Origin of the sequence: Neobacillus niacini (genome assembly GCF_030817595.1) — a bacterium.
GTDB lineage: Bacteria > Bacillota > Bacilli > Bacillales > Cytobacillaceae > Neobacillus > Neobacillus niacini_G.
This window is the reverse complement of the sequence record NZ_JAUSZN010000001.1, coordinates 1,983,049-2,008,458: the sequence shown is the minus strand read 5'-3', so window position 1 is coordinate 2,008,458 and position 25,410 is coordinate 1,983,049. Positions and strand designations below refer to the sequence as shown.

Below are 25,410 nucleotides of genomic sequence, written 5' to 3'. Positions count from 1 at the left end.
ATATTTTCCTATCGAGTAAAGTATTGCCAATTCATTGTTTTCAGTGATAGGATGAGAATCAATACAAAACACACTTTTCTTATCAGTTATGTCGGAATAAAATCGTGGAGGAGAATTAACATGAGCTATAAGCTAAGTATTTTAGATCAAAGTCCCATTTTTCCAGGGAGCACGGCTTTTAATGCGTTACAGAATACCGTTCGATTGGCTCAAAAAGCAGAAGAATGGGGCTACTCACGTTTTTGGGTATCAGAGCATCACCATACAGATCAATTGGCAGGTTCCTCTCCTGAGGTGTTAATTTCGTATATTTTAGCTCGAACAAATACAATTCAAGTAGGTTCAGGGGGCGTTATGCTTCAGCATTATAGCCCTTATAAGGTGGCTGAAAACTTCCATGTCTTATCAACTCTCGCTCCGGGAAGAGTGGATCTAGGAATTGGTAAAGCACCAGGTGGGCTTCCATTATCAACAAAGGCGCTCCAGTATGGCGCCGTTAATGATGGAAAGGACTTTTCTGAACGGCTATCTTTTTTAAACGAATTAATTGAAAATTCCGTTGATTCCGAACACCCTCTTACTGGAATTCAAGCAACACCGATTCCTGAGAAAAAACCTGAAATTTTTTTACTTGGTGCAAGTGTTAATAGTGCTCAGCTTGCGGCGGAACAGGGGATATCATTTGTATTTGCAAAATTTATTAATAGTGATGCAAGGGTAATTGAACAGGCAGCAAAGGTTTATCGTGAAGGTTTTCCAAATGGAAGATTCATCATCTCCTTGGCTGTTATAGCTGCTTCAACTCAATCAGAAGCTAAACAACTGGCAGGAGACAGAAAAATAGTTAAAGTCCATCTCGAGAGCGGTCGCTCTGTAACGTTACAAACTATTGAGCAAGCAAAAGTGTTTGGGAAGCAGTCGGGAGAACCATTTGAAATTACAGAACAAAAAGCAGACATTGTGGCTGGAACCCCTGACTATGTAAATGATATTTTAGAAAAACTTTATCGAACGTATCAGGTGGATGAATTTATTATACATACACCGGTAGAAAAAGAAGAAGAAAGAATTAAATCATTTCAGTTGTTAAGCCCGCGTAACACGAATCGAAATACGGGAAAAGAGATTAGAGGAGAGTTCCCATATATTGCTAGTAGAATATTTTTAAACCAGTGAGAACTGTTTAATTAAGGATATATTATATTTTAATTCCGAGTATTCGGGTATAAATAATATGAAAAAATTTTACATTGCGAAGTAGTTTGTAATACTTCCATTTTAAAATTTGAGAAGGAGCGTTTGATGTGAAACTAGTAAATTGGACTAAGGTTATTTCTATCTCAATGGCGTTATTGCTTCTGTTATCTGGTTGTGCAAATAGTGCTAGTACAAAAAATAGTTCAGCAGAAACAAACGAAAAGGCCGATGCACAACCTAAACAAGGTGGGGAATTAACCTATGCTCTCGCAACATCTCCCGATTCACTTGATCCGCATCGAAGCGGTTTAGCCGTAGCGGGACGTGTATTCCGAACCATTTTTGATAACTTAGTTATTCAAGCAGAGGATGGTACCATCCAGCCATGGCTGGCAACGGAATGGACGGTTTCGGAGGATGGAAAAAGTTATATATTTCAATTGCGCGAAGACGTGAAATTTCACGATGGGACCCCCTTTAACGCTGAGGCTGTAAAATTCAGTTTTGATCGTATTATTGATCCAAAAACAAAATCAGGAAATGCACTAAGTCTTCTTCGACCTTACGTGTCTTCAGAAGTTTTAGAAGAGTATACGATAAAAATTAACCTTGCAACGCCTTCTGCTGCATTCTTAAGTAACATAAGTCAAAACCAGCTCGGGATTGTTTCACCGACTGCGGTAGAAAAATATGGTGATCAGTTTGGTAAAAACCCAGTGGGGACTGGACCATTTAAATTTGTTAATTGGACAGAAAATGCCGACATTCAAGTTGAGAAAAATAGTGATTACAATTGGGGACCTTCTAACGTAGAAAACAAAGGAAAACCTTACTTGGATAAAATTAGCTTTAAAATTGTTCCGGAAGAGGCAACACGAATTGGCAGTGTGCAAAGCGGACAGGTGCTTGCGGCTGAAACAGTACCACCACAAAATATTGCTACCTTAAAGAATGATCCTAAAACACAATTACTAACTGTAAACACAATAGGCTTGCCATATACACTCTTTTTCAATCAAAGAAAAGAACCTTGGAATAATGTAAAGGCGCGTCAAGCTGTTCAACTTGCAATTGACGTTGATTCGATTGTGAAGACATTATACTTAGGCACATACGAAAGGTCATGGTCACCGCTGACCCCTGGGATAGTAGGATATGATAAATCACTCGAAGGCAGTGTGAAAGTCGATATTGACAAGGCTAATAAAATTCTTGACGAGCTCGGTTATGAAAAGGGTTCAGATGGTATTCGTGTAAAAGATGGTAAGCAGCTTACATTGAATTATGTAGACGGATCACCTAATCGTGAGAAACGAAATGATATTGCTGTCATTGTCCAGCAGCAGTTAAAAAGAATTGGAATCAAGGTTGAGATTAACATTACAAAAGACGTTGCGTCGGTAATCTATACGAACGCTGATTACGATTTATATGGAAACAGCCAAGTTAATTCTGATCCAAATGCGCTTCGTGCGATCTACCATACACGAACACCAGAGGAGGAAGCTGTTTTTAAAGGATTACCTGGAGGTTCTGACACAGAATTAGACCAGTTGCTAGAACAAGGAACTTCAGAGCTTGACCAGGCAAAGCGTGAAGAAATTTATAAAAAAGCGCAGCAAAAAATTATTAAAGATGCTTGGATCATTCCAATTTATGTATTTCCATATACGGTTGCTGCATCTAAAACAGTAAATGGTATTACATTCGATGCATTAGGCTATCCATTATTCAATGATGTAAGTATTGAATAAAAAGAGAGAAGGAGCTGATACATTGTGACTCTAGTAAACAAGGTATTATTGAAAATCTCGACTGCATTTGTATCGATTATAGGCTCCTCAATCCTTGTCTTTTCCATCATCTATTTGCTTCCAGGGGATCCAGTGCTTTCTATGATTGATCCCTCAGTTGCAACACCTGAAATGGTCGCGAATTTACGCAAGGAATTGGGGCTCGACCAGCCGTTTTACATTCAATTCTCAGAATATTTCATGAATGTACTTCAAGGTGATTTTGGTCAATCTGTAGTGAATAGTGAACCAGTACTGCCAAAGATAGTAGAACATTTTCCAGCCACACTGGCCTTAACGATTACTAGCGCGGTATTATCTGTTGTCATTGGAGTTACGTTTGGTGTTCTATCGGCCATTTATCGTAATAAATGGATTGATATTATCGCTCGTATCATCGGATTATTTGGTATATCAATGCCGACTTTTTGGTCGGGGATTTTACTTATTCTTATATTTTCTGTCTATTTAAACTGGCTGCCTAGCATAGGGTCTGATGGTTGGAAAACATTAGTGCTGCCATCCCTTTCATTGGGTTTTGTGGGGGCGGGCTTTATCATTCGGATGGTGCGTAACAGCATGCTTGATGTGATTAATGAGCAATTTATTGTTACTTTGCGTGCTAAGGGTCTTTCGGAACGGGTCGTTATGTATCGTCATGCCCTTCGCAACGCACTTATTCCTGCCATAACCATCATTGGACTAAATATCGGGGAACTATTGGCCGGTACAGTTGTTATTGAAACGGTATTCTCAAGACAGGGGATTGGTCGAATTGTAGCAGATGCCATTATGGCTAAAGACTTACCTGTCATACAAGGTGTTGTCTTCTTCAGTGCTATTGTTTATGTGGTGATTAATCTTTTAGTTGATTTATCGTATTCATTCATTGACCCACGGGTAAGAAGAGCTCATTAAAGGAAAACCAAAATAATAAAGTGGGAGGGAAATTGTGATGAAGGAAGTGGTAAATACCAAAACGGTGCTGCATGTTCCAAAATGGAAATTCACTAAGCAAAAAACAAACTTCTCTGTAGAAAATCTATTTATTTTAGGTGCAGGAATGATTGTGATATTCATTATCTTGTGTGCCTTATTTCCAAAATGGATTGCTCCCTATTCGCCAACCTTTATGGATACATCCCTTATTTTAAGTCCTCCGAATTCAGCACATTGGTTCGGAACTGATTATTTTGGGAGAGATGTTTTAAGTCTTGTCATCTATGGCAGCAGTGACTCTCTTATTATTGGAATTGCTTCCGTTGTAATTGGAGGATTGATTGGCGGAATAATCGGCTCGGTATCCGGTTATTTTGGCGGCATAATTGATGTGATTGTCATGCGGTTAATTGAAATTTTGATGACGATTCCTGGTATTCTTCTAGCGTTAGCCATCGCTGCTGCACTTGGACCAGGATTAATGAATATTGTCTTAGCAGTTGCAGTTTCATCCATTCCAGGTTATGCACGTGTAATGAGAGGACAATTGATGAGTATTAAAAAGCGCAAATATGTTGAGGCTTCTCGTTCCATAGGTACACCTGAATGGAGGATATTTCTTTGGCACCTATTACCAAATTCCTGGTCACCGCTTTTAGTCATGGCGACAATTGGTCTCGGTACCTCCATATTAATTGGATCAGGGTTGAGCTTTCTCGGACTTGGTATCATTAAAGAAATTCCAGATTGGGGCGCGCTTCTTTCACAGGGGCGAGGTTATTTGACTGTAGGCTGGTGGATCTCCACGTTTCCAGGCTTAGCTATTACCCTTTTTGTTCTCTCTGTAAATATAATTGGAGATAAACTTCGAGATACATTTGATCCGAAAACAAGCAGAACTAGATAAAGGAGGAACTTCAGATGGAAAAGCTCCTTGATATTCAACATTTGAAAGTTGATTTTACCATGAAGGATGGTGATCTTACCGCAATCAAAGATGTATCGTTACATATTAACATTGGTGAAACGGTCTGCATTGTCGGCGAGTCTGGGAGCGGCAAGAGCGTTACATCGAAGGCAATCATGAGGCTCATTGATTATGAAAATGGAAAGATATCAGCAGGAAGCATTGTACTAGATGGAATGGACCTAGCCCAACTTTCCCAAAAAAAACTTCGTTCGATTCGTGGGAAAAAAGTGGCGATGATTTTTCAAGAACCAATGGCTGCTTTTGATCCGGTTTTTACGATTGGCAGCCAAATTATCGAAACCATTCTTGAAAACAAGCAATTTACAAAATTGCAGGCGAAAGAACGCGCGCTTTATTTATTGAATCGGGTTGGTATTTCCGACGCTGCATTACGATTGAATCAATATCCGAATGAACTCTCTGGAGGAATGCTGCAACGTGCAATGATTGCGATGGCACTTGCATGTGGTCCTGACCTATTGATCGCAGATGAGCCAACAACTGCACTTGACGTCACAATTCAAGCTCAGATACTGAAGTTACTACAAGAATTAAAAGAAGAGTTTGGTATGTCGATTCTCTTAATCACACACGATATGGGTGTTGCTGCACAAATGGCAGACAGGATTATTGTGATGTATGCAGGAAGAATTGTTGAGTATGCAACGGTATCGCAAATGTTTGAGCTTCCTCACCATCCTTATACACGTGGATTGCTGCAGTCGATTACCACAATAGCTAGTGATCGAGGTAAAAAACTTTACTCTATAAATGGGTCTATTCCAGGATTGGCTGATCTGTCTCCGGGATGTCAGTTTCATCCGCGCTGTCCATTTGCAACAGAACGCTGCAAAATGGAGTCACCACTATTAAGAGAAGTAAATAATCGCCATACGGCATGCTGGTATGCAGAGGACTTGGTAGAATCAATTGATTGGAAACAACCGGAAGGGGAAACAAAAAATGATTGGCACATTATCAAGGAAATAGTTCAGAGCGATGCAAAGCATGAATCTGAACCATTGTTTACTATACAGGAATTGAGCAAATTTTATCCGTTTGGCAAGAAGAGTCCTTTCTCTCGAAATTCTTCCTACTTACGAGCAGTGGAGAATGTGACCTTCACGATTGAGAAAGGGGAGACATTCGGTCTTGTTGGGGAATCTGGAAGTGGAAAATCTACATTGGGAAGGGTTCTATTGCAGTTAGAGAAACCAACGAGTGGAAAAGTATTTTTTCAGGGGCAGGATCTGTCGAAATTGGATGCAAAAGAATTACGTCAAAAGAGAAGAAATATGCAGATGATTTATCAAGATCCATACGGTTCTGTTAATCCCCGTTGGAAGGTTGGAGACATTATAGGTGAACCGCTTCAGGTTCATGAATCGCTAAGTGCAAAGGATAAGGTTGATAGAGTTCAAGATTTATTAGAGCGGGTTGGCTTAAATAAAAGTAGTTATAATCTTTATCCACATGAATTTTCTGGAGGGCAGCGGCAGCGTATTGCCATTGCCAGAGCAATTGCTCTTAATCCTCAGTTTATTTTAGCCGATGAAGCAGTATCTGCTTTAGATGTATCTGTACAGGCACAAATCGTTAATTTACTCCAGGATTTACAGCGGGAGAGGGATTTAACTTATTTATTTATTGCTCACGGCTTAAATATTGTACGACATGTGTCAGATCGTATCGGTGTGATGTACTTGGGACAAATGGTGGAAATGGCAACGAGCGAAATTTTATTCTCGCAACCTGCACACCATTACACAAAGGGTTTAATTGATTCAATACCAATTGCCGACCCTACCCGTACTAGAGAACGAATTTCAATACAGGGGGAAATTCCATCACCAGCAAATCCCCCAGTTGGATGTAGATTTCATACCCGCTGTCCAGCAGCAACGGCACGTTGTCGAGAAGAACAGCCTATTTTTAGGGAAATTCATACGGGGCACTGGGTTGCTTGCCATGATCCGCTATAAAGTAAGAGATAGAATCGGGGGAAATCAGAATGAAATTTGTATTGTTTGATCTTATAAGTAATCACCCCAATGGTGTGTCGGGTGAATTGTTAACATCACAAGAACGAATTCAACAAGCAATCGACCAGGCTGTTTTTGCTGAATCTCTTGGATTTGATGGCTATGGGGTCGGAGAGCGGCATGGTGCTCCATTTTTATCTTCTTCTCCTGCCATATTGTTAACCGCCATTGCTGCCAGAACGTCTAAGATACGCTTACTGCCTACTGTATCGGTTTTGAGTATTCTCGATCCTGTTCGAGTAGCAGAGGATTATGCCACACTGGATCATCTTTCCGGTGGAAGGTTAGAGATGATGATTGGGAAAGGTAACGATCCACGCCATTACCCGTTATTTGGTATAAAAGAGGAAGAACAATGGGCTTCACTTGCTGAACGATATGATTTTCTGAAGCGCTTATGGACTGAAGAAAATGTCTCATGGGAGGGGACATACCGTCCCCCATTATATAATGTAACGACAGAACCTAGACCGTTTCAAAAACAGATACCCATTTGGCATGGCAGTGCATCAAGTCCAATTTCTACTGAGCTTGCAGCTAAGAATGGGGAACCAATCTTTTCATCAAATGCCTTTCATCCAATGGGTAAATATAAAGAGTTAATTGATCATTACCGCGAGAGGCTTGAATATTATGGATATGATTCGAATAAAGCAATAGTCGGTGCAGGTGCAGGCAGTTTATACTTGGCCAATACAACGGAAGAAGCTATAAAACGTTTCCGTCCCTACTATGATATTCAAATGAATTCAGATGCAGCAAAACATAATCAATCTCCATTTAAGAACCTGGAAGACCACATTCAACATGGTTCAGCATTAATAGGAAGTGTAGATTTAATAATAGAGAAAATTCTTAAATATCACCAAGCTTTTGGACATCAGGTGCAAGCCATTGGAGTAGGGGGCTTAAGTGTCGAAGAACAATATGAACAGCTTGACAGGTTTGCTGAGGAGGTTATACCAGTACTTCGACGAGAAATTCCTAGTACGGTTTGGGAAGAAGAACAATCAACATTGATATAGGTAAATGTACTTATACTTAGTAAGTAATCCAATAGTATACAAAAGGTCTTCATTAATCATTTATGAAGTACTTTTTATTATCATAATTCCTAGTTGAGTAGTAGGTTTAGTTGTGTTTTGGTAAGCAAGGAGGGTGGGCCATGAAGTCCCTGTTAGTTATAGGAGGAGATCGTATCGGTAATATTCTTAAAAATTTAGAGGGGGAGGGCTTCGGGGAAGTAATCCATTTAAATGGACGGAAAAAAAAGATGGTTCGCACTGATATACCAAGAAAAGTAGATTTAATCTTAGTGTTAACAGACTTTATCAACCACAATCTCACAGGAGCCATAAAACGTAGGGCACAAGAATATGGGATTCCGATTTGCTTTTCGAAGAGGTCTTGGTGTTTTATACGTGAGGAGATTAAAAAAAGTCAAATAAATGTTAATAATTAGCATGCTGTTATAGTAAATTGATAGGCGATAAGGTGAGTCAACTATTTTGTTTGATAGATTTTATGAATCAATACAATATATTTTTCTATCAGGTAAAGTATAGAATCTTTATTCTTTACGTGATAGGATAAATCACAAGAATAATTATAGTATTCCAATCAAATAACTTGGAATTAAAAAAGGAGGATATTCAATGTCTATTCAAAAAAAATTGAAATTTGGCGCTATTATTCATGGGGTTGGAGGAAATATTGCTGGTTGGAGACATCCTGATATTCAAGCAGATGCAAGCGTAAGTTTGAAGTTCTATACCAATCAGGCACAAAAGGCCGAAGAAGGAAAATTCGACTTAGTTTTTATTGCCGATGGCTTGCATATTAACGAGAAATCGATTCCGCACTTTTTAAATCGTTTCGAACCATTAACGATTTTGTCGGCACTTGCAGCCGTTACTTCAAATATAGGACTTGTGGGAACACTGTCTACTTCATATAGTGAACCCTTTAATGTTGCAAGGCAATTTGCATCGCTTGACCATATCAGTAATGGCCGTGCGGGCTGGAATGTTGTTACTTCTCCATTAGAGAAGACGGCATTAAACTTTAGCAAAACAATCGAGGAACATCCTGATCATGCGAAAAGGTACCGAATTGCTGCAGAATACTTGCAAGTTGCGAAAGGACTTTGGGATTCTTGGGAAGATGATGCATTTGTTCGAAATAAAGAAACCGGGGTATTTTTTGATTCAGATAAATTACACCAATTAAATCACAGAGGAGAATTTTTCTCCGTACAGGGACCACTAAACATCGGCAGATCCAAGCAAGGCAGACCATTAATATTCCAAGCTGGTTCCTCGGAGGCAGGAAAAGACCTTGCCGCAAGAGAGGCGGATGCTATATTCACAGGTCATCCAACATTATCAGCCGCACGAGAGTTTTATCAGGATGTTAAAAACAGAGCAAAAGCTTTGGGACGTAATCCAGATGAACTCGCAATCCTTCCAGGGATCGCACCAATTATTGGTGCAACGGAGGAAGAAGCTGAAAGAAAATATCAAGAAATTGCAAATCTAGTATCAATCGATAAAGCTCTAGATTATCTAGGTCGATATTTTGAGCATCATGATTTCTCACAATATCCTCTCGATGCTCCGTTCCCTGAATTAGGAGATTTAGGTAAGAATAGCTTCCAAAGTCATACTGATCGAATTAAACAGCAAGCAAAGGCACATAATTTAACACTTCGACAAGTTGCATTACAAGAGACAACACCAAAACCGACATTTATTGGAACTCCTGAAAAAGTAGCTGATCTCATCCAGGAATGGTTTGAAGGGAATGGCGCTGATGGGTTTATAATTGGTTCAGCGGTTCCAAATGGATTGAATGATTTTGTGGACTTTGTGGTGCCGATTCTTCAAAAACGAGGACTATTTAGAACTGAATACGAAGCTGAAACATTACGTGGTAACCTAGGAATTCCTTATCCAGAAAACCGTTATGCAAAAAAGGTGACAACCCATTGACAAAACAAAAAATTAGTAAAAAGCGAAGAGTATATTTGCCGACTAGTCAACTAGAGGCTCTCTATTTAAGATTCTATCAATCTTGAATGGAGAGCCTTTTTAATTAAGCTTAGTTAAATTTCATTGTTGATTTTTAGTAAAGCGGTATAAAAGGTCGATGAAGGACAAATCAGGAAAGTTCAAGGTTAGATTAGTCCTTAATAGGGTTGATGAAAGACAAATCAGGAAGGTTCAAGGTGAGATTAGTCCTTCATAAGGTCGATGAAGGACTAATCAAGAAAGTTTCAGGTGAGATAAGTCCTTCATGACGATTTTGTAAGAAAAATCAACATAAGTCTTTAACAATGCCTTTTATAAAAAAAATAAAAATGATAGGGAGGAAAGTAAGATGGGAAAAGAAATATCCATTGTGGTTTGGGCTAAAGTGGGTTGTCACTATTGTAGTGAGGTAAAACAATATTTAACAGAAAAAGGGTATAAATACGAAACGATTGATGTTACCCATTATGATGAGCGTAGAGATATTTTGGAAGTTAAGTATGGAGTCAGACATGTACCTGTAGTTGAAATTGGTCAGGGTGAGTTGTATGAAGGGGTAACAAAGGTAGGAATTGACCATCTTGAAAAAGTCCTTGAGAAATTTAATAATAAAATTTCGAGTTAATTCCGACTAAAAACATATATTTAATAGGTTAATAACATTTAAGTTAAAAGGGATGGATGGAAAATGAAAATGAAGAAAAAATTCATGGTAGTAATACTAGGACTGCTTGCTTTAGTCCTTGGTGCATGCTCCTCTCAAGAGACGAAATCAACTAAAGAAGAAAGTTCAGGTGGTGCTAATGAGGGCGCAAAAGTCCAAAAAATAATAGTTGGAACTGGGACACAGTTTCCTAATGTTTGCTTCATTGATGAGGATGGAAAGTTAACTGGATATGATGTTGAATTAGTTCGAAAAATTGATGAAAAGCTGCCTGAGTACGAATTTGAATTCAAAACGATGGAATTTTCTAATCTTTTATTAAGCCTAGAAACAAATAAAATCGATTTTGTGGCACACCAAATGGAAGTAAATGAGGAACGCCAAGAGAAATTCCTGTTTAATGAGGAACCATATAATATCTTTCCGCTTCATGTAACGGTTCATAAAGATAATAACGATATTCATTCAATTAAGGATTTAAAAGGGAAAAAGGCTATTGTCAGTGCAACCAGTAATTCAGCTGTTTTTTTAGAAAAATACAACAAAGAAAATAATGCAGGAATTGAAATCGTTTATGCGGGGAATGGACCTGATTCTACGATTAATCAAATAAAAACAGGTCGCGCAGACGCAACGATCACGACACCATTTTCTGTCGATTTCAGTAACGATGCCGTAGATGCACAGCAAAAAGTAGTGGGTGAGCCGCTGCTTAATTCGAAGGTATATTTCCTACTTAGAAAAGATGAAACACCTTTACAAAAAAGAATTGACGAAGCACTGGTTGAATTGAAAGAAGAAGGAGTAGTAAGTGAGTTGAGTAAAAAATGGTTAGGAGCTGACTATACCGTTAATTTTTAAAATGTGGGAGAAGCGTTTGGGAGGTTTGAAACAAAATGGGGAAAGCATTTGATCTGATGTTAATAATTGAGTTTATTCCGACACTTATTCAATACCTAGGAATAACTCTACAGATATTAGCAGCATCTATTATTCTAGGATTTGTCCTCGGTATCGCAGCAGCGATTCCGAGACTTTATAAAATACCAATTTTGAATCAACTAGTGATATTATACGTTTCATTTATTCGGGGAACTCCAATATTAATACAATTATTCCTTGTTTTTTATGGTCTGCCAGCAATTCTCTTACTGTTATTTTCTATTGATATTACAAGGATGGAGGCCATTTATTTTGTCATCATAACCTACGCAATTAGTAATGGTGCTGGCTTTTCTGAAATTTTTCGAGCCGCCATTCGAGCAGTGGATTACGGTCAGACCGAGGCTGCCTTTTCTGTCGGGATGACAAGCAGACAGAACTTTTTCCGGATCGTTCTTCCGCAGGCCATTAGGATTGCATTTCCGAATATGGCAAATTCAGTGATCGGTTCTTTAAAGGATACTTCTCTTGCCTTTACCATTGGAGTGATGGACATGATGGGTAGAGGAGATACCCTTATAGCTGCAACCGCACATGCACTTGAAGTTTATCTCTCTCTATCTATTATTTACTATATTATCGTCGTAATGTTTGAAAAGATTTTTAGTAAACTAGAAAAATATTTCAATCGCTATCAGAAGGCTGATGTAACGGCCGTTGCTTAGGAAGGAGGATCGCTTACATGATAATTGATATTCCATTTATTTGGGTAGCATTTAAAGAAATTATTAAGGTGCTTCCTATTACACTGATCCTAACCATTGTTCCCTTGCTGGCCGGTTTTTTAATCGGTATTGGTGTGGCTCTCGTAAGAATTTATAAAGTGAAATTTCTCTATCGAATCGCAAATGGTTATGTGTCCTTTTTCAGAGGAACACCCATTATCATGCATATTATGGTCATTTATTTTGGCTTCCCACTATTACTCGATCAACTTTCACTCAGGTTTGATTTAGGTATTCAAACAAATAAAATCCCGATTATTTTGTTTGTATTAATAGCCTTAACATTGGCTGCTGGTTCGTATTTATCTGAAATAATTCGATCTGGTATTATCAGCGTTTCAAATGGGCAAATGGAGGCTGCTTATTCGGTTGGGATGACAAAGTTTCAGGCGATGATCCGCATTATCTTACCACAGGCTTTAGCTCAGTCGATTCCGAATTTCACAAATGTTTTTGTTGGCTTCCTGCACACTTCATCAATAGCTTTTCTTGTATCTCAGAAAGAAGTAACGGGGGCGGCTAATATTGTGGCTTCGGTTAACTTGAAATTTCTAGAAGCCTTTATTGCCGCTGGTATTATCTATTGGGGCATTACGATTCTAGTAGAAGGGATATCTTTTTTACTTGAAAAGAAGGTGACTGCTTATAATCGAGGAGGCGTGTCATGATTTATTTACAAGGTATCAAAAAATCATTTAATCAGTTGCCAGTATTAAAAGGAATTAACTTAAAAATTGAAAAGGGGGAGGTCGTTACCATCCTTGGTCCAAGTGGATCGGGCAAAACGACACTGTTAAGGTGCCTCAATTTCTTAGAAAAACCAAATGCCGGAATAGTTCAAATAGGAAATATAATTGTTGATTCAGAAAAAGCCACAAAAAAAGAAATGCTCGCGATCAGAAAACAATCGGCCATGGTTTTTCAGCATTATAATTTATTTGCCCATAAAACAGTGGTGGAAAATGTGATGGAAGGGTTAATCGTGGCAAAAAAGGTAAAGAAAAAGGACGCAAGACAACAAAGTGAAAGAGTGCTAGAGAAAGTGGGCTTAAGTGATAAACTGCATCACTATCCTTCTCAGCTTTCAGGCGGGCAGCAACAAAGGGTTGGGATTGCTAGAGCCTTAGCTTTAAATCCAGAGGTGATTCTTTTCGATGAGCCTACATCCGCACTAGATCCTGAGTTAGTTGGAGATGTTCTATCCGTTATTAAATCGATTGCACAAGAAGGTATAACGATGGTGGTTGTCACCCATGAAATGAGTTTTGCAAGAGAAGTATCGAATCGGGTGTTGTTCATGGATGAAGGAGTAATCGTCGAGGAAGGCACACCATTGGAAATTTTTCATGCAGCAAAGGAGGAACGTACCCGGCGGTTCTTACAACGAATTTCTGGTGAATCATTTTTTACACCACTTAAAGAACAGGTGAATTAACAATCAATCATAGGGAGGAAGGTGAATGTTTTGGTGACAAACCAAATCATCATTGATGAGATTAGAGAAGATGAAAAGGAACAGGTAAGGAATTTATTAGTAAAGAGTTATCAACAGTATGAACATTCCTATAAAGATCCTGAAATTTGGAAATGGTATTTAGAAAATATTCAAGCCTCCATTGATAATCCAGATGTCGATAAGATATTAGTGGCAAAAAGCAATCAGGATATCCTTGGAAGTTTGCAGCTTTTTCAATCCTCCGAAAAGGCATATGCAAGGCCAGAACTTGAAATTTTCTCGCCAATTATTCGATTGTTAGGTGTTCATCCTGAGGCAAGAGGGCGCGGTGTAGCACAAGAGTTATTAAAAGCGAGTGTTGCCTACGCAAAGGAGCTTGGAGCGACAAGCTTGTATTTGCATTCAAGTGATAAAATGCATAAAGCAATCCGGCTGTACGAATGGTTTGGTTTCAAACGAGATCAAACCAAGGAATTTCAGAATCAAGAGATATTAGTAAAATGCTTTCGATTTGATTTATAGAAGGAAGTGAGGATATGGATCGAACTGAATTGGAATCGCACCTCATTTCGATAAGGCGTCATTTACATCAATATCCAGAATTATCAAATGAAGAATTTGAAACAACAAATTCGATTAAAAAATGGCTGCAAGATGAAGAAATTGATATTCGCAGTACTGGACTGCCTACAGGTGTAGTTGCAGAAATTAAAGGTGGGAATCCTGGACCAATTGTTGCCATTCGTGCAGATATTGATGCCCTTCCGATTGTGGAACAAACAGGTTTACCCTATTCCTCCAAAATCAAAGGGAAAATGCACGCATGCGGTCATGATTTTCATACTGCAGCAGCCATAGGTGCGGCTTATCTTTTGAAAGAAACTCAAGCTGAGTTGAATGGAACAGTTCGGATTATTTTTCAGCCTGCTGAAGAATCAGGCGGTGGTGCCCAAAAGGTGATTCATGATGGTCAGCTCGAGGGAGTAGAAGCCATAATTGGACTTCATAATAAACCAGACCTGCCTGTGGGAACAGTTGGCTTAAAAGATGGACCTTTAATGGCTGCAGTCGATCGATTTCATATTGTTCTCTATGGTAAAGGAAGCCATGCTGCAATACCGCAACATGGAAAGGATCCAATTGTAGCGGCAGGGCACCTTATAACTGCTCTTCAGTCTGTAGTAAGTCGGAATGTGTCTCCTCTTCAAAGTGCGGTATTAAGTGTGACGAAAATTGTTGGCGGCAGCACATGGAACGTTATTCCAGATAATATCATCCTTGAGGGGACCATTCGGACTTTTGACAATAAAGTTCGTGCAGACGTAAAAGCAAAATTTTATACAATTGTTCAAGCCATTGCCACGGCTTTTTCACACGAAGTTGAAATTGGCTGGTTTCCAGGTCCACCACCACTAGATAACCATAAGTCGGTGACGGAGATTGCAAGGTATGTTGCTAAAAAGTATTCCTTAAAAGTACTTGATCCGGAACCATCAATGGCCGGTGAGGATTTCTCCTACTATCTTTATAACGTCCCAGGGACTTTTGCATTTTTCGGTACAAACGGAAACGAGGAGTGGCATCATCCCGGATTTACCCTTGATGAATCGGCAATTATTAAAGCCGCATATTTTTTATTTGAAAGTTCTAGAGAATTATTAAATAGACCTGTTTCTAGTTTACGAATCTAAAGATTATGATCCATACGAAAACGTTGTATTTATTAAACTATAAATAGGAGTGATTCGGATGGGAGAGATTCTTCGGAATGCTGTTGAAAATAAGCGCAATAAACTAATAAAAAAACTGATTGCTTATAATGTGTATAAGAAAGAAGATAAACACCTTTTCGAGCTATCACTAACGGACTTAGAAAATGAATATAGAAGATTTATTTCCCTTAGTCATCCCCACAGTGATATTGGTTCTATCAAATTAACTGGACCTAAATCAGACAAAAAGTAAAAAATGATTTTTGTAAAAAAATTCAACGAGGAAAGGAAGTACACAATAATGAGTAAAGTGACAATTATTTCTGGCAGTCCTTCAGAACATACGAGATTAAATGGGGTTTTACATGGTGTGATAAATCATTTGAATGGGGTTGGCATAACGCCTGAAATCATTAATATCCGCAATCTTCCATCAGAAGATTTAATTCAAGCGAGGTTTGATAGTGAAGAAATAATAAAGCAAAATAAGAAAGTTGAGCACTCAAATCTGGTCGTGATACTGACTCCGGTTTACAAAGCATCCTTTTCAGGAATATTAAAAACTTACTTGGATCTTCTTCCGCAAAATGGTCTCGAAGGCAAAACGATCTTACCCATTGCTGTTGGTGGAACTTTTGGTCACTTATTAATGCTTGATTATGCTCTTAAACCTGTTCTTACGGCTCTAGGTGCAACCCATATTTTAAAAGGCGTATATATTTTAGATAATCAAATAAAAAAATTAGGCAATAATCGGTACGAATTAGATTCAGAAGCGAGAAACCGATTGGTTTCTTCATTTTATAATATAGAAACATTGTTTCTTGGAAAAAGTGTATCTGGTTCGGTGCTTTAAATTTATACTTCAAATACAACTTAATTAATTTTACTAAAAGAGGGAATTATAAAAAATTCTCTCTTTTCTTGTATTAGATTTTTTGATTTGTAGTTCGAAAATCTTACATATATTAAATTCCAACAAAGATGTATGTTATAATACTATCAAATTATGATACGGCAGACTATTAAAGATATCAACAAATCAATCTATTAAAGCAAGGAGTGAATAAAATGATTATACGAAGTAAAGCAGATGTTGAGCAGTTTTGCGAGAGGTTTGGTGAATTGGCCAACTGGGATGGTTCGAAGTACTACATAGCTTTACAAGATGAGGAAAACAGCGGAACCCTAACATTTATGCAATATCCTGATGGAAAGCTGACAGCATATAGGAAATATCAAACATATTGGGACATAAATGAGCTTCCGGTCGATAATAAAGACATATGGCGGTATAGAAAAGTTTTAAATAGTTTCTTGAAAAATATCAATAATTAACAAGAGCGACTCCTATTTTCAGGGTCGCTTTCTTTTATTAAAAAGTTCTATCAATTTTTTCTAGCCAATCTCTAGTAATAGGCAAAAGACACCTATTGTAATATATTAATCCATAATTTTTATAAAATTATCGACGCTGTGTTTGGCCTGATTTCTGAGTAATGTATGCTTATTCGGAAAACTTCTTAAATCAAATGACCCGACAATATCCAGATAAGGTGAAGGTATACATTGGTTTTAATGAGGCGTTAGCTCATAAAATTTATAAAGGAGCAGATTTGTTTTTAATACCTTCGCAGTTTGAGCCATGTGGATTTTTATCATCAAAATGATTCATGGAATCGCTTAATAAAAAATGCGATGACTCAAGATTATAGTTGGTTTCAATCAGCTAAAAAATACAATGAAATATATGAGGAGCTGTTAGCAGACTCTTTGGAGTAAGGGAAACTTGTTAAGGGATACAATTCGAATTTGCCAAATAAAAGGGAAGATGTAATTGATTTTTAGCTTACATCTTCTTTCTTTTATGGGAATTTATATTATACAGTTTGTTGTTGCCGTTGACGAAGTTTTCGTGCAGCAGTTACCATATTTTTTAATGAAGCAATGGTTTCTTCTTCATGGCGTGTTTTTAAACCACAATCTGGATTCACCCAAAACTGTTCTTTCGAAATAATCTCGAAACTTTCTTTTAATATTGTGTCGATTTCTTCTACGCTTGGGACACGTGGGCTGTGTATATCATACACACCTAAACCGATACCAAGTTCATATGGATTTTGTTTTAGTGATTGAATCAGTTCCCCATGGCTTCTAGACGTTTCTATTGAAATGACATCTGCGTCAAGGGCTCGAATTGGCTCTATAAAGTTATTAAACTCACAATAGCACATATGCGTATGAATTTGTGTTTCATTTCTCACACTTGAAGTCGCGAGCTTGAATGCATTTACTGCCCATGATAAATATTCATTCCAGTCTTCTTTCCTGAGTGGCAAGCCTTCACGTAAAGCAGGTTCATCCACCTGAATGATGGCAATGCCTGCAGTTTCTAATGCGTGAATTTCTTCTTTTAGAGCAAGGGCTATTTGGTTGGCTACTTGTTCACGAGAAAGATCATCACGAACAAAAGACCAATTCAAGATAGTGACAGGACCTGTTAACATTCCTTTAACATACTTAGACGTTAGACGCTGTGCTTCCACTACTTCCTTTACTGTCATTTGCGATGTCCACTCGACGTCACCATAAATAATCGGCGGTTTCACACAACGTGACCCATATGATACCACCCAGGCTTTTTCAGTAAATGCAAAACCTTTCAGCTTTTCACCAAAGTACTCCACCATATCGGTTCGTTCAAATTCACCATGTACGAAGACATCAAGGCCAATCTCTTCCTGAATTTGTATCCATCGAGCGGTTTCACTTTTCAAAAACTCAGCATATTTAGTGTCACTTATTTCTTTTTTGCGCCATGCAGTACGCGTTCTTTTTACTTGGTCAGATTGAGGGAAGCTTCCAATCGTTGTGGTTGGAAAATCCGGTAATTGCAACGCTGCTTTTTGTAAAGGTTGACGTTCTTGAAATGGCATTGGTCGTGTAAAATGATCTTGTCTAACTTGTAATAAAAGCTCTTTGACACGTGGATTTTTCCTTACCTCGTGCTGCCCCAAGGCTTGAATTGCCAGCATACTTTGTGACACATTTTTACTTCCTGACCAGTTCTCGTCTGTAACGAAGGATGTTAGTTGTGTTAACTCGATGATTTTCTCATCGGCAAAGGATAAGGCATTAAGTAATGTCGCATCCAGAGTCTTTTCAGATTTAGTTGTGACAGGAACATGCTGTAAACTGCATGAAGATTGAACCCAGGCTTCACTTACACCGCTTAAGGATAAAATAGCCTTTGTCATCATTGCTTTTTCAGCCAAATTTGCCCGCCAAATATCACGGCCATTTATGATTCCAATCCCCAATACTTTATCTTGTGGGAAACCGTATCTACGGAGTGAAGCCATATTCTCATCTGCACCATGAATAAAATCGAGACCAACCCCAGCAACAGGTAAGTGAATAAGCTCTTCATATGCTGATAATCCTTCAAAATAGGTTTGTAACATCAATTTCGCTGCTGGTACTTCTTCTGCTAACTGTTTATAAATTTGTTGAACTAGTTTGATATCTTCAGGCGCTAGTGAAAGGACTAATGCTGGTTCTTCCACTTGAATCCACTGTGCCCCTGCATCTACTAATTGTTGGAGTACTTGAGCATAAAGAGGCAAAAGTCTTAAAATAAATGATGCTTTGGATATGGAATCATACCCTTTAGACAATTGAACAAAAGTATAAGGGCCAATAATTGTTGGCTTTGTCATTAAACCTAGTTCAAACTTCGCTTCTAAAAAATAATCTAAAATATAGTTTTGAGTTAATTCTAGGGGCTGGTTTTCATATTCAGGTACAATATAGTGGTAGTTTGTATTAAACCATTTAGTCATCTCAGAAGCCACTACATCATTTGCTCCACGTGCCAATGCGTAATAAGTCGTAAGATCTACCTTTTCGCCAGTCCACTTATAACGGGCTGGAATTAGACCGAACATGGCCGCAAGGTCCAGCATACGATCATAAAATGTAAAGTCTCCAACCGTTATGATGTCTAATCCTAAAGATTGCTGGTGCTTCAAATGATTCAAGCGAATGGTCTTCATCTCAAAAATAAACTGTTCCTCTGATTTGTCACCCTTCCAAAACGATTCAACACAACGTTTCCACTCTCGATTACCGCCAATATATGGGTAACCGATGGTTGTACTAGCTAATTTCATTTACGATTCCTCCTTTTCATTTACATATGTCCAAATACAAAAAAGCCATCTCCAGGAACCGGAAATGGCTATACAATACAAGTTAAAGGTATGTTTAAAAATCTTGCATAAACAATACTACTCATAACTCGTTTGTCGTACAAATGAATGTCACCACCTATTTCCACGTAGGTATCTGGTGTGTACTACAAATTGGCAGGTCTCCTGGCTTATCATCAATGCTCATCACACCTTCCCATCAAAAGACAGTGGTATTTGTGATTCACTCCGAATTACAGTTGCGGGACAGCGACGGAATTACACCGTTCTTCCCTATTAAGCCAAGCCTCAGCTTGGCACCAATTCTTACACGATATGTAATTGCCACTTAATATATCATATAAAAAATCATTCGTACATAATTTTCTGAGAATTATTTTTGTTATTGTCAAAGTGAAATTAGTATATTATAGTTGAGGATATACAATATTTAGTAGTGAAAAATAATTAAAATACTAAATATAGATAATGACCAATAAAAATGGTGTCTGTATAGACTTAATAGAGAATCTGGTGAAAATCCAGAACTGTACCCGCAACTGTAAGTGCTGACGAAATAATCATATCCACTGTCTTTAAGACGGGAAGGGATTAGAGTAGGGAGAAGCACAAGTCAGGAGACCTGCCATTTCTATTACGTATTATCTTCTTCGGGAGCTGGGAAGATATAACGAGGGTATACCTACTATTACAGTGAATGAGCCTGTATGATAGATTAATCCACGTTATCAAACCCATCTTCATAGATGGGTTTTTTTGTTGTTTCACTCACGAAGTCATTATGAAAAGAAATGAGGAACTTGGTATGGAATTAAACATTGTTTGTTCAGAAAAGGATTGGGTTTTGGCGGCAGTGAAAAGAGCTTCTGAAAAATATAATCTGGACACAAATGAATTAGTTGAAAAGATCAATAATCTTGAAGACTCTTCCATAAATGAACAATCCCTTTTTTATGCATTAAATCAAATTTCAATGAGTGATCCAAACTGGACCTTTCTAGCAGCAAATCTGTATTTACAGGAACTTTATGGGAATGCTTCAAGCAGCAGGGGGTACCAGCCTGAAAACAAATACGGAGACTTTTACTCGCTGATTACTGAATTAACGAGAATCGGAATCTATTCACAAGATTTATTACAAGATTATACAAAAGAAGAAATTGAACTATTTGGCACAGAAATAACATCTGAACGTGACGATCTGTTTAATTACATAGGGCTGTTTTTATTAGCAGATCGATATTTAGCAAAGGATTACGAAGGGAAACTTTACGAGTTACCTCAAGAGCGCTTTATGATCATCGCCATGACATTGATGAGAAAAGAACAAAAGGGAAACCGAATAAACCTGGTAAAAGAAGCATACTGGGCACTCAGCAACTTGTATATGACAGTTGCTACACCAACTCTATCAAATGCCGGAAAAAGCTTTGGGCAGCTCTCTTCCTGTTTTATTGATACAGTAGACGATTCTTTAGATGGAATTTATTTGAACAATTGGGATATTGCTAGATTAAGTAAAGACGGCGGCGGGCTAGGTGTTTATCTGGGCAAGGTACGTGCCTTAGGTTCAGATATCAAGAAATTCAAAGGCAATTCCTCTGGGGTGGTACCATGGATTCGGCTTATTAATGATACAGCGGTGAGTGTCGACCAATTGGGCCAAAGGCAGGGAGCGATCGCTGTTTATTTAGATGTTTTTCATAAGGATATTATGAATGGTTTTTTAGACTTAAAGACAAATAACGGGGACGAACGACGAAAGGCACATGATCTTTTTACAGGTGTTTCAATACCAGACTTGTTTATGAAGAAATTAGAAGAAGTAGATGAAAACGGTCGAAGTGTGGGAGAATGGCATACCTTTTGTCCTCATCAAGTAAAACAAATAATGGGGTGGAAGGACCAAGACGGAAATCCCCTAGGTTTGGAAGATTTTTATGACGAGTGTGATATAAAGTTTTTTACAGAAAAGTATGAAGAAGCAGTAAAACATCCTTTTCTTCCTCGAAAAACTTATCGGGCGATGGATATAATGGCAAGGATTATGATTTCTCAATTAGAAACCGGTACACCGTATATGTTTTATCGGGATGAGGTAAATCGTCAAAATCCAAACAAACATGTAAGAGGAAAGGGCCGTTCGTCGATTTATTGCAGCAATTTATGTACAGAGATTACGCAAAATATGTCTGCCACAACGATTGTGAAAGAATATAAGGATGAAGAAGGAAATATTGTGATTGTTCGTAAACCTGGGGACTTTGTTGTCTGCAATCTATCATCTATTAATCTGCCGAAAGCTGTTAAAGGGAATGTACTAGAAAGATTGGTTCCAATCCAAATGAGAATGCTAGACAATGTCATTGACCTTAATACTATTTCAGTTGGACAAGCGGAAGTGACAAATAAACAATATCGACCTGTTGGATTAGGGACGTTTGGCTGGCATCACCTTCTTGCGTTAGAGGGTCTCTATTGGGAATCTGATGAAGCAGTTGAATATGCAGATCGACTATATGAGGATATTGCTTACCTTACGATTCGTTCATCGATGGCATTGGCTAAGGAAAAAGGCAGTTATGCAAAATTTGAAGGTTCAGAATGGCAATCAGGCAAGTATTTTGAACGGAAAGGGTATAAATCTGAGCGATGGACCCAATTGATGGATGAGATTTCGAGGAATGGGGTTCGAAATGGCTGGATGATGGCGATTGCTCCAAATTCATCCACGGCAAAGATTGGTGGCTCTACCGATGGGATTGATCCTTTGTATGCTGTTGAATACGCAGAGGAGAAGAAAAATTTCAAATTTAAAGTCACGGCGCCTGATTTAGACCATGACAGTTACAACTTTTATCGACGAACTAGGCATGTGTTGGATCAGACATGGAGTATTAGGCAAAACGCCGCCAGGCAGCGTCATATTGATCAATCGATTAGTTTCAATCTTTATGTTCGTCATGATATTAAAGCGGTAGAGTTATTGAATCTTCATAGGGAAGCATGGAAGCGGGGATTAAAAACGACTTATTACATACGAAGTACGTCTCAATCTGAGATAGAAGAGTGCGAAGCATGTCAAAGTTAGTAATGTAGGATAGAGGAGGTTTATTAATGATTCATATACCATTAACCAAAATACAATTGCTAAATCCTGAGTTTCCCAACAAATCCACTGGAATCATAAATGGAAAGTCGTCAGGAATTCTAAACTGGAATGATATTGCCTATCCAAAAATGTACGATTTATATCAAACTCTATTATCTAATTTTTGGAAACCGCAGGAAATTAATATGCAGGATGATATAAAACAATGGGATTCCCTTAGTAATCAAGAAAAAGATGTGTTTCTACGTATTAATACCCAGCTTGCTTCACTTGATAGCTTGCAGACACCAACCATGAGTCAAGTAATGGATTATGTGAGTGACTCTAGTTTTAAAGCGATTTTTGCTGTTATTTCACAACAAGAAGCCGTTCATAATGAATCTTATTCTTATATACTAAGCTCGCTTATTCCCATCGGCGAACAAAATGAACGATTTAATCAAGCGAAAAGTGATCACATTGTCCGAAAACGAAATCAATTAATATTAGATGCCTATGAGGAATTTAGACAAAATCCAACGCCGCAAACGTTGTTCAAGTTATGTGTAAACTCCATTAACCTTGAGGGGATTTATTTTTACGCAGGTTTTGCCTTTTTCTATCATTTAGCACGGCAGCAAAAAATGTTGAAAACAAGTACGATGATTAGTTATATTCAACGGGATGAAATGCAGCATGCCTACTTTATTGCTCAATTCATTCGGATCCTTTTAACAGAAAATCCTGAGCTTCATACAGATGAAAATATTAACTATATCCATCAAACGATTAACGAAGCAGTTGAGCTGGAAAAAGAGTGGGCTCAATATATCTTAGCCGAAATCAAAGGAATCGATTTAGAGGAATTTGAAGGCTATGTAGAATATTTAGCAAATAAACGGTTAAGACAGCTTGGCTTGAAAAATCTTTATAAAGAAAGAAGCAATCCGATGCCTTGGATTCAAATATTTGGAGATGAAATGATGAATGAGACAAAATCGGATTTCTTTGAACAAAAGTCCAGAACCTATTCAAAGGTCTCACAATCCAATGGATTTGACGAACTGTAAATTATCAGTTGCGATTGTTTATGCGTCGGTATCAGGAAACACGAAAGAGTTGGCCGAGGAGCTTTATCAACTCTTTTTAACGCAGTCGGTTGGGATATCTTTTTATAGTATAGAGGAGTTTTGTGTATCTGACTTATGTCATTATGACGCAATAGCTATTGGAACGTACACGTGGGGTAATGGTGATATCCCAAAGGAAATGGGGCAACTCTATAAAGCATTTGAATCGATTAGTAGAAAGGACATGACAACAGCTGTATTTGGAACAGGAGATAGCTGTTATCCCAGGTTTTGTGGAGCAGTTGATCGATTTCGAGATATGTTGTACGTTTATACGAACTTAGCTGCGACATTGAAGGTGGAACTTCGGCCGCAAGAACAGGATTTAAAGCGTTGTGAAAAGTTTGTTGAATCTCTGCTATTACGTGCAAGTATGGTAGCTATCCGCTAGTGAATTCGGTTATCGGCAAGTAAATTGGGTTATCCGCGAGTAAATTTGGCTATCCGCGAGTAAATTTGGCTATCCGCAAGTAAATTGGGCTATCCGCAAGTAAATTGGGTTATCCGCAAGTAAATCGGGTTATCCGCAAGTAAACTCGCGTTTTCCGCAAGTAAATTGGGTTATCCGCATAATTCTAAAGGGCATAAGACATGCCTCAGGAGAATAAATATCAACTTAGTGTGGGTATTTTTTTCCTAGGAGGAATAGAAATGAATCAAGTTTTGGAAAGGTCAGCCAGATTTGAACACCGTTTTTGGCTTCAAATATTAGGTGATCATTCTAGGTTTATATTTGAAGCCCTTGCCCCCATTCAAAAAGTTGAGATTGAGCAGGCCGCAAATTTTATTAACATATTTGATACACTTTTAGAACGAGCAAAATCCGCGCCACTGACACAACTAGCAGATCAAGTAGAACCAGAGGTACTAAAATTACGGGAATTCAAGTTAGAATTAATAAGACAACACCTTATAGGAAAAATCAAAATTCACCTTTCACCTACTTTTATAAATCACATGGTTAATGAATTAGAAGAGTATGTAAGGATTCTAAATCATTTAAAAGAGGGAAGAGTCCCACCGGTTTACCATGAACTACATCATCACCTTTTATGGTTATTAGACGCAGCCGGTCATTCAGACGCTATCTATACAAATTTAGATGGTGTTGAAAAGCAATTAAGGAAGAAAAGTAAGACATTTAAGAAGGAGTTTGAAGGGTTTTATCTAAAAGCAGTAGAGCTGGCAGGATATTTAAGGACCAATTTAACTGAGTTTCCAGCTCTGACAAAAATGACGGATGACGCACAATTAGAAATTAAGTTATTTCAAAATTTTTTAACGGAACTAGAAGAATTAGAACTAAGTAATCAAGCATTAGGAACATTTGCCCCGTTGATGGCCGATCATATGTACCGGGAAGAATGTTATTACCTAATGAAATTAGCTGAATCCGCAAACATTGAGCCGCCAAATTGTGATCCTGCTAAACCTCGGCTTAAAGAATAAGCGTTGTTAAATTTCATTGTCGGTTTTTTAGTAAAGAGTATAAGCAGGTTGATGAATGAC

23 protein-coding genes, 1 pseudogene and 2 riboswitches are annotated in these 25,410 nt (G+C 38.1%); of the genes and pseudogenes, 23 read left to right on the top strand and 1 reads right to left on the bottom strand.

What is annotated here, in order from left to right; genetic code table 11:
- Positions 1 to 120 precede the first annotated feature (120 nt).
- The 19 genes and pseudogenes from QFZ31_RS09945 to QFZ31_RS09855 all read left to right on the top strand — a co-directional run.
- Positions 121 to 1,176 (top strand): LLM class flavin-dependent oxidoreductase, encoded by a 1,056-nt coding sequence (locus QFZ31_RS09945; protein WP_307302833.1) that lies wholly within the window; start codon positions 121 to 123, stop codon positions 1,174 to 1,176.
- 167 nt (positions 1,177 to 1,343) lie between these two features.
- Positions 1,344 to 2,951, top strand: coding sequence for an ABC transporter substrate-binding protein (locus QFZ31_RS09940; protein WP_307311473.1), 1,608 nt, complete (start codon positions 1,344 to 1,346; stop codon positions 2,949 to 2,951).
- Between the two features lie 24 nt (positions 2,952 to 2,975).
- Positions 2,976 to 3,908 carry an ABC transporter permease gene (locus tag QFZ31_RS09935; protein ID WP_307302832.1) on the top strand — a complete coding sequence of 311 codons (933 nt, stop codon included), beginning with the start codon at positions 2,976 to 2,978 and terminating at the stop codon, positions 3,906 to 3,908.
- Positions 3,909 to 3,945: 37 nt separating this feature from the next.
- A complete protein-coding gene (locus QFZ31_RS09930; RefSeq protein ID WP_307311470.1) occupies positions 3,946 to 4,836 on the top strand; it encodes an ABC transporter permease in 891 nt (296 codons plus the stop codon).
- Between the two features lie 14 nt (positions 4,837 to 4,850).
- Positions 4,851 to 6,881: an ABC transporter ATP-binding protein gene (locus QFZ31_RS09925; RefSeq protein ID WP_307302831.1), complete on the top strand. Its 2,031-nt coding sequence runs from the start codon at positions 4,851 to 4,853 to the stop codon at positions 6,879 to 6,881.
- Positions 6,882 to 6,910: 29 nt separating this feature from the next.
- Positions 6,911 to 7,966 carry an LLM class flavin-dependent oxidoreductase gene (locus QFZ31_RS09920; RefSeq protein WP_307302830.1) on the top strand — a complete coding sequence of 352 codons (1,056 nt, stop codon included), beginning with the start codon at positions 6,911 to 6,913 and terminating at the stop codon, positions 7,964 to 7,966.
- Positions 7,967 to 8,106: 140 nt separating this feature from the next.
- Positions 8,107 to 8,403 carry a DUF2325 domain-containing protein gene (locus QFZ31_RS09915; protein ID WP_307302829.1) on the top strand — a complete coding sequence of 99 codons (297 nt, stop codon included), beginning with the start codon at positions 8,107 to 8,109 and terminating at the stop codon, positions 8,401 to 8,403.
- A gap of 193 nt (positions 8,404 to 8,596) precedes the next feature.
- Positions 8,597 to 9,931, top strand: coding sequence for an LLM class flavin-dependent oxidoreductase (locus tag QFZ31_RS09910; RefSeq protein ID WP_307302828.1), 1,335 nt, complete (start codon positions 8,597 to 8,599; stop codon positions 9,929 to 9,931).
- A 388-nt stretch (positions 9,932 to 10,319) separates the two neighbouring features.
- Positions 10,320 to 10,595, top strand: coding sequence for a glutaredoxin family protein (locus tag QFZ31_RS09905; protein WP_307302827.1), 276 nt, complete (start codon positions 10,320 to 10,322; stop codon positions 10,593 to 10,595).
- 69 nt (positions 10,596 to 10,664) lie between these two features.
- Positions 10,665 to 11,495 (top strand): transporter substrate-binding domain-containing protein, encoded by an 831-nt coding sequence (locus QFZ31_RS09900; RefSeq protein ID WP_307311467.1) that lies wholly within the window; start codon positions 10,665 to 10,667, stop codon positions 11,493 to 11,495.
- A 35-nt stretch (positions 11,496 to 11,530) separates the two neighbouring features.
- Positions 11,531 to 12,241: an amino acid ABC transporter permease gene (locus tag QFZ31_RS09895; protein WP_307302826.1), complete on the top strand. Its 711-nt coding sequence runs from the start codon at positions 11,531 to 11,533 to the stop codon at positions 12,239 to 12,241.
- 17 nt (positions 12,242 to 12,258) lie between these two features.
- Entirely contained in the window at positions 12,259 to 12,969 is a 711-nt protein-coding gene (locus tag QFZ31_RS09890; RefSeq protein ID WP_307302825.1) for an amino acid ABC transporter permease, read from the top strand.
- Complete coding sequence (locus QFZ31_RS09885; RefSeq protein ID WP_307302824.1) at positions 12,966 to 13,736, top strand: amino acid ABC transporter ATP-binding protein; 771 nt, start codon at positions 12,966 to 12,968, stop codon at positions 13,734 to 13,736. Before QFZ31_RS09890 ends, QFZ31_RS09885 begins: the two co-directional genes overlap by 4 nt.
- A gap of 33 nt (positions 13,737 to 13,769) precedes the next feature.
- Positions 13,770 to 14,279 (top strand): GNAT family N-acetyltransferase, encoded by a 510-nt coding sequence (locus QFZ31_RS09880; protein WP_307311466.1) that lies wholly within the window; start codon positions 13,770 to 13,772, stop codon positions 14,277 to 14,279.
- 14 nt (positions 14,280 to 14,293) lie between these two features.
- Positions 14,294 to 15,448: an amidohydrolase gene (locus tag QFZ31_RS09875; protein ID WP_307302823.1), complete on the top strand. Its 1,155-nt coding sequence runs from the start codon at positions 14,294 to 14,296 to the stop codon at positions 15,446 to 15,448.
- A 58-nt stretch (positions 15,449 to 15,506) separates the two neighbouring features.
- Entirely contained in the window at positions 15,507 to 15,722 is a 216-nt protein-coding gene (locus QFZ31_RS09870) for a Fur-regulated basic protein FbpA (RefSeq protein WP_307302822.1), read from the top strand.
- Between the two features lie 48 nt (positions 15,723 to 15,770).
- Entirely contained in the window at positions 15,771 to 16,325 is a 555-nt protein-coding gene (ssuE, locus tag QFZ31_RS09865; RefSeq protein ID WP_307302821.1) for an NADPH-dependent FMN reductase, read from the top strand.
- A gap of 215 nt (positions 16,326 to 16,540) precedes the next feature.
- Positions 16,541 to 16,807 (top strand): hypothetical protein, encoded by a 267-nt coding sequence (locus QFZ31_RS09860; RefSeq protein WP_307302820.1) that lies wholly within the window; start codon positions 16,541 to 16,543, stop codon positions 16,805 to 16,807.
- A gap of 176 nt (positions 16,808 to 16,983) precedes the next feature.
- A pseudogene (locus QFZ31_RS09855) lies at positions 16,984 to 17,251 on the top strand (hypothetical protein); the annotation flags it as partial.
- A 98-nt stretch (positions 17,252 to 17,349) separates the two neighbouring features.
- Here the strand turns inward: QFZ31_RS09855 and metE are convergent.
- Positions 17,350 to 19,641 (bottom strand): 5-methyltetrahydropteroyltriglutamate--homocysteine S-methyltransferase, encoded by a 2,292-nt coding sequence (gene metE / locus QFZ31_RS09850; RefSeq protein ID WP_307302819.1) that lies wholly within the window; start codon positions 19,639 to 19,641, stop codon positions 17,350 to 17,352.
- A gap of 176 nt (positions 19,642 to 19,817) precedes the next feature.
- A riboswitch (cobalamin riboswitch) is annotated at positions 19,818 to 19,999 on the bottom strand.
- Between the two features lie 146 nt (positions 20,000 to 20,145).
- Positions 20,146 to 20,325: riboswitch (cobalamin riboswitch) on the top strand.
- 160 nt (positions 20,326 to 20,485) lie between these two features.
- Between metE and QFZ31_RS09845 the strand changes: the two genes are divergently transcribed.
- The 4 genes from QFZ31_RS09845 (at position 20,486) to QFZ31_RS09830 (ending at position 25,350) form a co-directional block, all read left to right on the top strand.
- On the top strand, positions 20,486 to 22,771 hold the full coding sequence (locus QFZ31_RS09845) for a ribonucleoside-diphosphate reductase subunit alpha (protein ID WP_307302818.1): 2,286 nt from the start codon (positions 20,486 to 20,488) through the stop codon (positions 22,769 to 22,771).
- 26 nt (positions 22,772 to 22,797) lie between these two features.
- Complete coding sequence (locus QFZ31_RS09840) at positions 22,798 to 23,841, top strand: ribonucleotide-diphosphate reductase subunit beta (protein ID WP_307302817.1); 1,044 nt, start codon at positions 22,798 to 22,800, stop codon at positions 23,839 to 23,841.
- The gene (locus QFZ31_RS09835; RefSeq protein WP_307302816.1) at positions 23,822 to 24,292 is read left to right on the top strand and encodes a flavodoxin domain-containing protein; all 471 of its coding nucleotides are present in this window, start codon (positions 23,822 to 23,824) and stop codon (positions 24,290 to 24,292) included. The genes QFZ31_RS09840 and QFZ31_RS09835 overlap by 20 nt, the downstream gene beginning before the upstream one ends.
- A gap of 260 nt (positions 24,293 to 24,552) precedes the next feature.
- Positions 24,553 to 25,350, top strand: coding sequence for a DUF2935 domain-containing protein (locus QFZ31_RS09830; protein ID WP_307302815.1), 798 nt, complete (start codon positions 24,553 to 24,555; stop codon positions 25,348 to 25,350).
- Positions 25,351 to 25,410: the final 60 nt, after the last annotated feature.

Bases quoted from the DNA above. Each gene is read 5' to 3' on its own strand.
- QFZ31_RS09860 (WP_307302820.1), top strand. From the start codon at position 16,541: ATGATTATACGAAGTAAAGCAGATGTTGAGCAGTTTTGCGAGAGGTTT.
- QFZ31_RS09905 (WP_307302827.1), top strand. From the start codon at position 10,320: ATGGGAAAAGAAATATCCATTGTGGTTTGGGCTAAAGTGGGTTGTCAC.
- ssuE (WP_307302821.1), top strand. From the start codon at position 15,771: ATGAGTAAAGTGACAATTATTTCTGGCAGTCCTTCAGAACATACGAGA.
- QFZ31_RS09845 (WP_307302818.1), top strand. From the start codon at position 20,486: ATGGAATTAAACATTGTTTGTTCAGAAAAGGATTGGGTTTTGGCGGCA.
- metE (WP_307302819.1), bottom strand. From the start codon at position 19,641: ATGAAATTAGCTAGTACAACCATCGGTTACCCATATATTGGCGGTAAT.
- QFZ31_RS09835 (WP_307302816.1), top strand. From the start codon at position 23,822: ATGGATTTGACGAACTGTAAATTATCAGTTGCGATTGTTTATGCGTCG.
- QFZ31_RS09910 (WP_307302828.1), top strand. From the start codon at position 8,597: ATGTCTATTCAAAAAAAATTGAAATTTGGCGCTATTATTCATGGGGTT.
- QFZ31_RS09930 (WP_307311470.1), top strand. From the start codon at position 3,946: ATGAAGGAAGTGGTAAATACCAAAACGGTGCTGCATGTTCCAAAATGG.
- QFZ31_RS09890 (WP_307302825.1), top strand. From the start codon at position 12,259: ATGATAATTGATATTCCATTTATTTGGGTAGCATTTAAAGAAATTATT.
- QFZ31_RS09900 (WP_307311467.1), top strand. From the start codon at position 10,665: ATGAAGAAAAAATTCATGGTAGTAATACTAGGACTGCTTGCTTTAGTC.
- QFZ31_RS09875 (WP_307302823.1), top strand. From the start codon at position 14,294: ATGGATCGAACTGAATTGGAATCGCACCTCATTTCGATAAGGCGTCAT.
- QFZ31_RS09840 (WP_307302817.1), top strand. From the start codon at position 22,798: ATGATTCATATACCATTAACCAAAATACAATTGCTAAATCCTGAGTTT.
- QFZ31_RS09940 (WP_307311473.1), top strand. From the start codon at position 1,344: ATGGCGTTATTGCTTCTGTTATCTGGTTGTGCAAATAGTGCTAGTACA.
- QFZ31_RS09870 (WP_307302822.1), top strand. From the start codon at position 15,507: ATGGGAGAGATTCTTCGGAATGCTGTTGAAAATAAGCGCAATAAACTA.
- QFZ31_RS09830 (WP_307302815.1), top strand. From the start codon at position 24,553: ATGAATCAAGTTTTGGAAAGGTCAGCCAGATTTGAACACCGTTTTTGG.
- QFZ31_RS09915 (WP_307302829.1), top strand. From the start codon at position 8,107: ATGAAGTCCCTGTTAGTTATAGGAGGAGATCGTATCGGTAATATTCTT.
- QFZ31_RS09895 (WP_307302826.1), top strand. From the start codon at position 11,531: ATGGGGAAAGCATTTGATCTGATGTTAATAATTGAGTTTATTCCGACA.
- QFZ31_RS09885 (WP_307302824.1), top strand. From the start codon at position 12,966: ATGATTTATTTACAAGGTATCAAAAAATCATTTAATCAGTTGCCAGTA.
- QFZ31_RS09945 (WP_307302833.1), top strand. From the start codon at position 121: ATGAGCTATAAGCTAAGTATTTTAGATCAAAGTCCCATTTTTCCAGGG.
- QFZ31_RS09920 (WP_307302830.1), top strand. From the start codon at position 6,911: ATGAAATTTGTATTGTTTGATCTTATAAGTAATCACCCCAATGGTGTG.
- QFZ31_RS09925 (WP_307302831.1), top strand. From the start codon at position 4,851: ATGGAAAAGCTCCTTGATATTCAACATTTGAAAGTTGATTTTACCATG.